The sequence below is a fragment of the Stenotrophomonas sp. MYb238 genome (genome assembly GCF_009496535.1).
Taxonomy (GTDB): Bacteria; Pseudomonadota; Gammaproteobacteria; order Xanthomonadales; family Xanthomonadaceae; genus Stenotrophomonas.
Genome location: NZ_WIDL01000007.1, coordinates 161,041 through 167,957, shown reverse-complemented (window position 1 = coordinate 167,957; position 6,917 = coordinate 161,041). Strand labels below are relative to the sequence as shown.

General features: G+C 69.4%; 7 protein-coding genes. 3 read left to right on the top strand and 4 right to left on the bottom strand.

Going from position 1 to position 6,917, the window contains the following annotated elements; genetic code table 11:
• Positions 1 to 178: 178 nt before the first annotated feature.
• From CQ393_RS07025 to CQ393_RS07015, 3 genes are all read left to right on the top strand, one after another.
• On the top strand, positions 179 to 652 hold the full coding sequence (locus CQ393_RS07025; protein ID WP_153190842.1) for a DUF3574 domain-containing protein: 474 nt from the start codon (positions 179 to 181) through the stop codon (positions 650 to 652).
• 121 nt (positions 653 to 773) lie between these two features.
• Positions 774 to 2,381: a hypothetical protein gene (locus tag CQ393_RS07020; protein WP_153190841.1), complete on the top strand. Its 1,608-nt coding sequence runs from the start codon at positions 774 to 776 to the stop codon at positions 2,379 to 2,381.
• Positions 2,382 to 2,796: 415 nt separating this feature from the next.
• Complete coding sequence (locus CQ393_RS07015) at positions 2,797 to 3,567, top strand: energy transducer TonB (protein ID WP_194269603.1); 771 nt, start codon at positions 2,797 to 2,799, stop codon at positions 3,565 to 3,567.
• A gap of 152 nt (positions 3,568 to 3,719) precedes the next feature.
• Here CQ393_RS07015 and CQ393_RS07010 read toward each other — a convergent pair whose 3' ends face one another.
• The 4 genes from CQ393_RS07010 to CQ393_RS06995 are packed head-to-tail and all read right to left on the bottom strand — an operon-like array spanning position 3,720 to position 6,914.
• Positions 3,720 to 4,481, bottom strand: coding sequence for a putative DNA-binding domain-containing protein (locus tag CQ393_RS07010; RefSeq protein ID WP_153190839.1), 762 nt, complete (start codon positions 4,479 to 4,481; stop codon positions 3,720 to 3,722).
• Positions 4,478 to 5,326: a DUF692 domain-containing protein gene (locus tag CQ393_RS07005; RefSeq protein ID WP_153190838.1), complete on the bottom strand. Its 849-nt coding sequence runs from the start codon at positions 5,324 to 5,326 to the stop codon at positions 4,478 to 4,480. The genes CQ393_RS07010 and CQ393_RS07005 overlap by 4 nt, the downstream gene beginning before the upstream one ends.
• Before the next feature lie 16 nt (positions 5,327 to 5,342).
• The gene (locus CQ393_RS07000) at positions 5,343 to 5,687 is read right to left on the bottom strand and encodes a hypothetical protein (protein ID WP_153190837.1); all 345 of its coding nucleotides are present in this window, start codon (positions 5,685 to 5,687) and stop codon (positions 5,343 to 5,345) included.
• 54 nt (positions 5,688 to 5,741) lie between these two features.
• Positions 5,742 to 6,914 carry a cytochrome c peroxidase gene (locus tag CQ393_RS06995; RefSeq protein WP_153190836.1) on the bottom strand — a complete coding sequence of 391 codons (1,173 nt, stop codon included), beginning with the start codon at positions 6,912 to 6,914 and terminating at the stop codon, positions 5,742 to 5,744.
• Positions 6,915 to 6,917 lie beyond the last annotated feature (3 nt).

Below are 6,917 nucleotides of genomic sequence, written 5' to 3'. Positions count from 1 at the left end.
AATGACGTGGGGGAGGGGGGCGGATGATTTGTTACATTCATCCGGATGGAGCGATATGTTATCTTCGCGTGATGCCGGTCCCGGGTGCAAGCCCCGCGCGGCATCAGTTCATCCGCAAACGTGATATGCCGGCGCAGTGACAAGGATGCCACCCTGCAGATCCCTACAGAGGTCATCCATGAAGTTTTCCGCTTTGCTGTTCCCGTTGTTGCTGTGCCTGGGCGGGGTTGCCTCCGCCGCGTCTCCCGCGGCCGATCCGCCGCCCACCGCCGCGCTGCACGGCGACGCCGCCCGCCCCGCCGAGGGCGCCCACTGGGTGCGCAGCGAACTGTACTTCGGCGTGGGCCAGGAGAACGGCGACTCCCGCCGCGAACAGACCGACACGATCAGCGAAGCGCAATGGCGCGCCTTCCTCGACCGCGAAGTGACGTCGCGTTTCCCCGACGGCCTGACCGTGTTCGACGCCTACGGCCAATGGCTGTTCCGCGGCGCGCCGGCACCGAACCGGCTGCGCACCAAGGTGCTGGTGGTGTTGCACGAGGACACGCCGCAGCGCCGCAACGACATCGAGGCGATCCGCCTGGCGTGGAAGCAGGCCACCCACCACCAGTCGGTGCTGTGGTCGCAGCAGGCGGTCGAGGTCTCCTTCTGACCGGCAGTACCCCGGCACCCGGTAGGAGCGGCTTCAGCCGCGAATAGGCTTTACCGGTAAGGCCCGATCGCGGCTGAAGCCGCTCCTACGAAAAGACAGAAACAACCACCCAGGCCCACGCATGACCTCCACGTCCGCCTCTCCCCGCCCGCGCTGGTTCGTCGCCGGCGACCTCAACGGTTTCTTCGGCCTGGTGGTGGACAACCTGTCCATCCTCGGTTTCATCGCCATGGCGCTGGTGGGCATCTTCCAGTTCCCGGCCGAGGTGGTGTTCGGGCGCATGTTCCCCGGCACCGCCTTCGGCGTGCTGGTCGGCAACCTGCTGTACACGCTGATGGCGCGGCGGCTGGCCGCGCGCAGCGGCCGCGACGACGTCACCGCGATGCCGCTGGGCCTGGACGCGCCGACCAGCATCGGCATGGCGCTGCTGGTGCTGGGCCCGGCCTTCGCCGGTTTCCGGCAGCAGGGCATGGAGCCGCAGGCCGCGGCGATGGCCACCTGGCAGCTGGGCATGGCGGCGCTGGTGATCATGGGCGTGTTCAAGCTGGTGCTGTCGTTCTTCGGCGAGGCGGTGACCCGCGCGCTGCCGCGCGCCGCGCTGCTGGGCTCCATCGCCGGCATCGCGCTGGTGCTGATGGGGCTGCTGCCGCTGCTGGAGGCGCTGCGTTCGCCGGTGGCGGGCTTCGTCACTCTTGGCCTGCTGCTGTACGTGCTGGTCGCCAAGGGCCGCCTGCCGGTGCGGGCGCCGGGCGTGCTGGTGGCCTTCGTGGTGGGCACCGCGCTGTACTACGGGCTGGGGCTGGCCGGACTGGGCGCGCCGGGCTTCACGCTGCCGCAGTGGACGCCGCCGCAGATGGTGCTGCCGTTGCCGACACTGGGTTTCATCGACGGCCTGCCGGCGGCGATGGACTACCTGCCGCTGCTGCTGCCATTCGGGCTGCTGATGGTGGTCGGCGGCATCAACGTGTCCGAGAGCGCGCGCGCGGCCGGCGACGACTACCGTACCCGCGACATCCTGCTGGTCGAGGCGGTGGCCACCCTGGTGGCCGGGCTCTGCGGCGGCGTCGCCCAGACCACGCCCTACATCGGCCAGCCTGCCTACAAACACATGGGCGCGCGCAGCGGCTACACGCTGCTGACCGGCCTGTTCGTCGGCATCGGTGGCATGCTGGGGGTGATCTCCGGGCTGGTGCAGTGGCTGCCGCTGGCGGTGCTGGCGCCGATCATCGTGTACGTGGCCATCGACATCACCACCCAGGCATTCGAGGCCACGCCGAAGCGGCACGCCGCGGCGATGGTGCTCGGCTTCCTGCCGTCGGTAGCCTACCTGCTGGCGATCAAGGCGCCGGGCTGGATCGCGCCGGAGCGGCTGGCGGAGCTGACCACCGCCGTGGATGGCCACGGCCTGCCGGAGCTGGCGGTGATCTTCGCCCTGGGCAATGGATTCATCATCACCGCGATGCTGTGGATCGCCACGGTGGTGGCGATGATCGAGCAGCGGCTGCACCGCGCGTCGGCGCTGCTGCTGGTCGCCGCGCTGCTGACCCTGTTCGGCCTGATCCATTCGGTCGACCCGCGCGGCGGCGTGTACCTGCCCTGGGCGTTGCAGGGGCTGCAGCGCAGCATCAGCTGGCAGTTCGCCGGCGCCTACGTGGCGTTGGCGGCGGTGTTGGGCCTGCTCGGTTCGCTCCAGCCGGCAGGAGGCAAGGACACCCGGGCGGATGGATAAGCCAGGCCTCGCGTTCCGGATGATCCGGAGCGGAGGTCGGGCAAAGCGGGGTGGCGGGCAGGGGCCCTCCAGTATCTGGCAAGGCGGCCAGGCGAGTGAGTCGGGATTGCAGGCGCTACCCCATTGGCGTTGCCGGGCTGTCGCGTCGTTTCGGATGAGAGGTTGGCGTTACCGACGGGGGCTCACGATTTTCCCGTTGATTTCCAAGGCATCGATGCACGCGGGTTAGCCGACGGATCCGTTTCACCGGACAGCAGGCGGGTTGCGGGGCCTTCACTGGGGCATGTGCGTGGAGAGTCCGTGTCCCGGGTATAATTTGAGAATGATTATCATGTCCATGGTGGCCGGCGCGATTGATGGGGAGCCGGCGACAGCCGAGGTCCTCTCGACGCGGAGGTGCCCCGGAGGTGCTGCCTTGAACGGGCCGCTCGGCCGGGCTGGCATGAGGCGTACGAAACGCACGCTGGCCGACCGTGAGCGGCGCACGCATTGGCTAGCGGCGGCAAGTACCGTACTGCTGCACCTGGCTGTAGCGGTGGGCGTGTTGGGTGGCTGGGCACGGATGCCGGTGCCGGCGAAGGTTGCGGAGGAAACCGTGCGGGTGCAGTTAAACCTGCTGCCGCCCGCGGCCCCGGCGATGCCGGTGGCGCAGTTGCAGGCACCGACGCCGACCCCCGACAGCACGGCGTCACCTCCGCGCTCCTCTGCTGCGCTGGCGCCGCCGACCTTCGAACGGCCGCTGGCCGAGGCCATGCCTGCGGCCGCGCAGTTTCCCGACGTGGTTGCCGAAGCGATACCGGAGCCGCCCTCATCGCCCGCGTCGCCGGACGCCGCCGAACGCAGCCAGCAGGCGGCTCCGCCCGCCCCATCGCTGCCGCCGGCGCCGCGCCATGCCGGCAGAATGCAGGCGAACTGGACCGGCGAGGTGCTGGCCCGGCTGGAGCGGTTCCGCCGCTATCCGCGTGCGGCACAGGTCGCGCGGCAACAAGGGGTGGCATACGTGCACGTGCGCATCGACCGGCAGGGGCGCGTGTTGTCGGCGGCGTTGCAACGAAGCAGCGGCCACGCGCTCCTCGACGAGGAGGCATTGCAGACCTTCCATCGCGCGCAGCCGTTGCCAGCGCCGCCGGCTTCGCTGCCCGACCCGGTGGAGCTGGAAGTGCCGGTGGAGTTCTTCCTGCGCTGAAGGGCACCGCACCGTTGCCGCGGCCGCAAGCACACCCGCTCACCTTGTCGTGACACTTCCCGGCGGACGTGTGCGGGCATATCGGGCGTCTCCTGCGCTCCACCATGCCGTGCCGATCACAAGGGTTCTTGCGGCGTCGAAGCCCGCCCCGGTCAACCGGCCTGGCCGGGCCGGATGCCGAGCAGGACGCCTTGCTGCCGCCAGTGCCGCAGCAGGTCGTACCCGGTTGCCATGAATGCGGCGGGATCGGGCGCGGCGGTTTCACCGGCCAACCGGGCAAGCGCTTCGGCCGCGCTTGGCGGTTGTGGCTGGGCGAGCCATTCCAGCAGGCGGAAACTGGCCGGGCTGAGCTCGGCGAAGTTCACCTCGCCGGTTGGCGCACGCCAGACAAGCAGCAGTGTCGGCATGGCCGGGCGCGTGTCCTCGGGCAGGCGGTCTCCGCCGAGGCGATGCACCGGCCAGCGGTAGGCCAGCACGCGCAGCCATGGCGACAACACGGGGGTGCCAGTTTGCAGGTCCCCCTCCGCGAGGTGCACCGGCGCCGGGTCGTCGGCGGTCTGCAAGGTCAGTTCGACTGTTTCGTAGTGCGCCAGTTCGACCAGCCAGGCCGGCGCTTCGGCTTGTGGGGTTTGCAAGTAGGCGACGAATTCGTCTGGAATCCGGACGAACAGCGGCGTCCGGCAGCGGTGCCGGGCATGGAAGCGGCGTACCCAGGCTTGCCATGCGTTTTCCCCGAGCAGGGTCCGGCAGACGGGGAAGGCGGCGTCCAGCATGCGTTGCAGGTTGCCGAGGACCAGCTCGCGGTACAGCGCCAGCCGGCGCGCTTCGACGCCGGGCGGTGGCGGGGCATGTTCCGGGTCGCGGAGATGGTGGGCGAACTGCAATTGCTGCCGGCGCAGCGTGTCCTGGTTCATCGCGGCAGTCCTGCCGTGCCGGCGGCCTGGATGCGGCGGATGTGCGCCACCTCGTCCAGCAGCCCGGACAGCGGCGGAAAACCGAAGTCACGCTCCAGCAGGGTGGGGCGTACGCCGTGGAGGCCGAAGGCCAGCGCCAGCAGCTCCCAGACCGGCTCGCTCACCGCGCTGCCGTGGGTGTCTATCTTCAAATCCGGCGCGACGTCCAGATGCCCGGCGACGTGGTAGCCCGCGACGCGCCGGGAGGGCATGCGGGCGATGAACTCGGCGGCGTCATAGCCGTGATTGACGGCGTTGACCTGCACGTTGTTGACGTCCAGCAGCAGGTCGCAGTCGGCCGTATCGAGCACGGCATTGATGAAGTCCGCCTCGTCCATGTCGCGCCAGGGGGCAGCGTAGTAGGCGATGTTCTCCACGGCGATGCGCCGTCCCAGCAGGTCCTGGGCCTGGCCGATGCGTGCGGCCACATGGCGCACGGCCGCTTCGGTGAAGGGCAGCGGCAGCAGGTCGTACAGGTGGCCTTCGTCGGTGCAGTAGCTCAAGTGCTCGCTGTAGTGGCGCACGCAGTGGTGGTCGAGGAAGGCGCGGGTGCGGGCGAGGAATTCCCGGTCCAGCGGCTCCGGCCCGCCCAGCGACAGCGACAGGCCGTGGCACGTCAGCGGATGACGGGCGGCCAGCGCGGCCAATGCCTCGCCCGGTGGGCCGCCGATGCCGATCCAGTTGTCGGGCGCGCATTCGAGGAAGTCGAAGGCGCCGTCGGGTGCTGCGACCAGATCCGCCAGCAGGTCCCGCCGCAGGCCGAGTCCGGCCGATGCGGCAGGCAGGGAGGAAGCGGGGACCGGCATGCCGAAGGCCGTAACGTCAGCGCCCGGCGCGTGGCGACGGTGCGGCGGCAGCTGCATCCGCGGCGGGCTGTGCCTGCTGCGGCTTGGACTTGGACTTGGGCTTGGCGTTGGCAGCAGGAGCAGGAGCCGGGGCGGCCGCAGGAGTGGCAGGGGTAGCGGGTGCGTGGGCCCCGCACTTGCCTTCGCCGCACTTGCCTTCCTGGGCCTTCTTCGCCGCGGCCGGGGCAGCCTGCGGGCTGCCGGCTGCGTCTTGTGCGTAGCCTCCGGCCAGCGCCTGCACGGCGAAAGTGGAGCCGGCCAGTGCGAGGCTGCCGGTCAGGGCCGAGCGGAGGATGCGGGAGGTCGAGGTGTTGTCAGGCATGGGAGTCTCCGGGTGCGGCCAGGCCGCAAGGAATGAGGGAGTTGCGAAGGCAGGCTACAGGCTTTGCAGGAATTCGGTGATGGCTTCCAGCTCGGTCTTGTGCAGATCCAGCACTTTCAGCAGCGGGTCCGGTTGCGGAAACAACGGGTCGCCGGCCTGTTCCGGCTTCGGTTGCGGGCGCGGCATGCCGACGTTGTACATGTTGACGATGCCGCGCATCCGGGTGAATCCGCCCGTATGCATCCACGGTCCGGTATTGCCTACGTTGCGCAGCGAAGGCGTGCGGAATTTGCCGCTGTCGGCGGGGTTGCCGGTGATTTCGTAGCGGCCGAGATCCTGTTGCGGGCGGCCGTAGAAGTGCAGGCCGAGGTTGTGGAAGCCGTTGTCGGTCAGGGCCGGGCCGCTGTGGCAGTTCATGCAGCGCGCATGGGTGCGGAACAGGTGCAGGCCCCACAGCTGCTGGTCGCCGAGCAGGTTGCGGTCGCCTTCGAGGAAACGGTCGAAGCGGTTGTTGCGTGGCACCAGCGTGCGCTCGTAGGCGGCGATGGCCTGGCCTACCTCGCGCACGCTGATCCTGCGGTTGCCGAACACGCGGGCAAATTCGACCGGATAATCCTTGCTGCGGTTCAGGCGGCGCTCCAGCTCGCGGGTGGTGAAGGCCATTTCCTGGGAATCCTGGATCGGGAACGCGGCCTGTTCTTCCAACGTGGCGGCGCGTCCGTCCCAGAACAGGGGATGCGCATACGCGGCCATCGCCACGCTCATCGCGTTGCGCTTGCCGGCCTGGCGGTCGTGGCCGAAGGACACCTTGCGGCCATCGCCCCAGCCCAGCTGGCGGTCGTGGCAGCTGGCGCAGGCGATCTGCCCGGAGCGCGACAGGCGAGGGTCCTCGAACAGCTTCCTGCCCAGTGCGATCTTTTCCGGGGTACCGGGATTGTCGGCCGGCTCGGGAGGTTGTTTCGGCAGCGGCGCCAGCTCCTGCCATTGCACGCCGTCGTCGATGTAGGGTGCGGGCCATTGCGCGACCGGCAGGGCATAGACGCGGCGCAGGCAATCGAAATCGATGCTCGGCGCGCTCGGTGAGATGCGCTGGCGGCATTGCTCCAGCGTGGGCGCAGCGTCCGGCGCCTTGGCGCTGGTTTGCGCCTGGGCGACGTACAGGCTGCCCACCGAGCACAACAGCAGAGCGGCGAGCAGCAGGCGTGATGGAGAAAGGACGCGAGACATTCG

What these genes read in the sequence shown, in the direction of transcription:
- CQ393_RS07025 (WP_153190842.1), top strand. Translation starts at nt 179, where the DNA reads ATGAAGTTTTCCGCTTTGCTGTTCCCGTTGTTGCTGTGCCTGGGCGGG.
- CQ393_RS07020 (WP_153190841.1), top strand. Translation starts at nt 774, where the DNA reads ATGACCTCCACGTCCGCCTCTCCCCGCCCGCGCTGGTTCGTCGCCGGC.
- CQ393_RS07010 (WP_153190839.1), bottom strand. Translation starts at nt 4,481, where the DNA reads ATGAACCAGGACACGCTGCGCCGGCAGCAATTGCAGTTCGCCCACCAT.
- CQ393_RS07005 (WP_153190838.1), bottom strand. Translation starts at nt 5,326, where the DNA reads ATGCCGGTCCCCGCTTCCTCCCTGCCTGCCGCATCGGCCGGACTCGGC.
- CQ393_RS07000 (WP_153190837.1), bottom strand. Translation starts at nt 5,687, where the DNA reads ATGCCTGACAACACCTCGACCTCCCGCATCCTCCGCTCGGCCCTGACC.
- CQ393_RS06995 (WP_153190836.1), bottom strand. Translation starts at nt 6,914, where the DNA reads ATGTCTCGCGTCCTTTCTCCATCACGCCTGCTGCTCGCCGCTCTGCTG.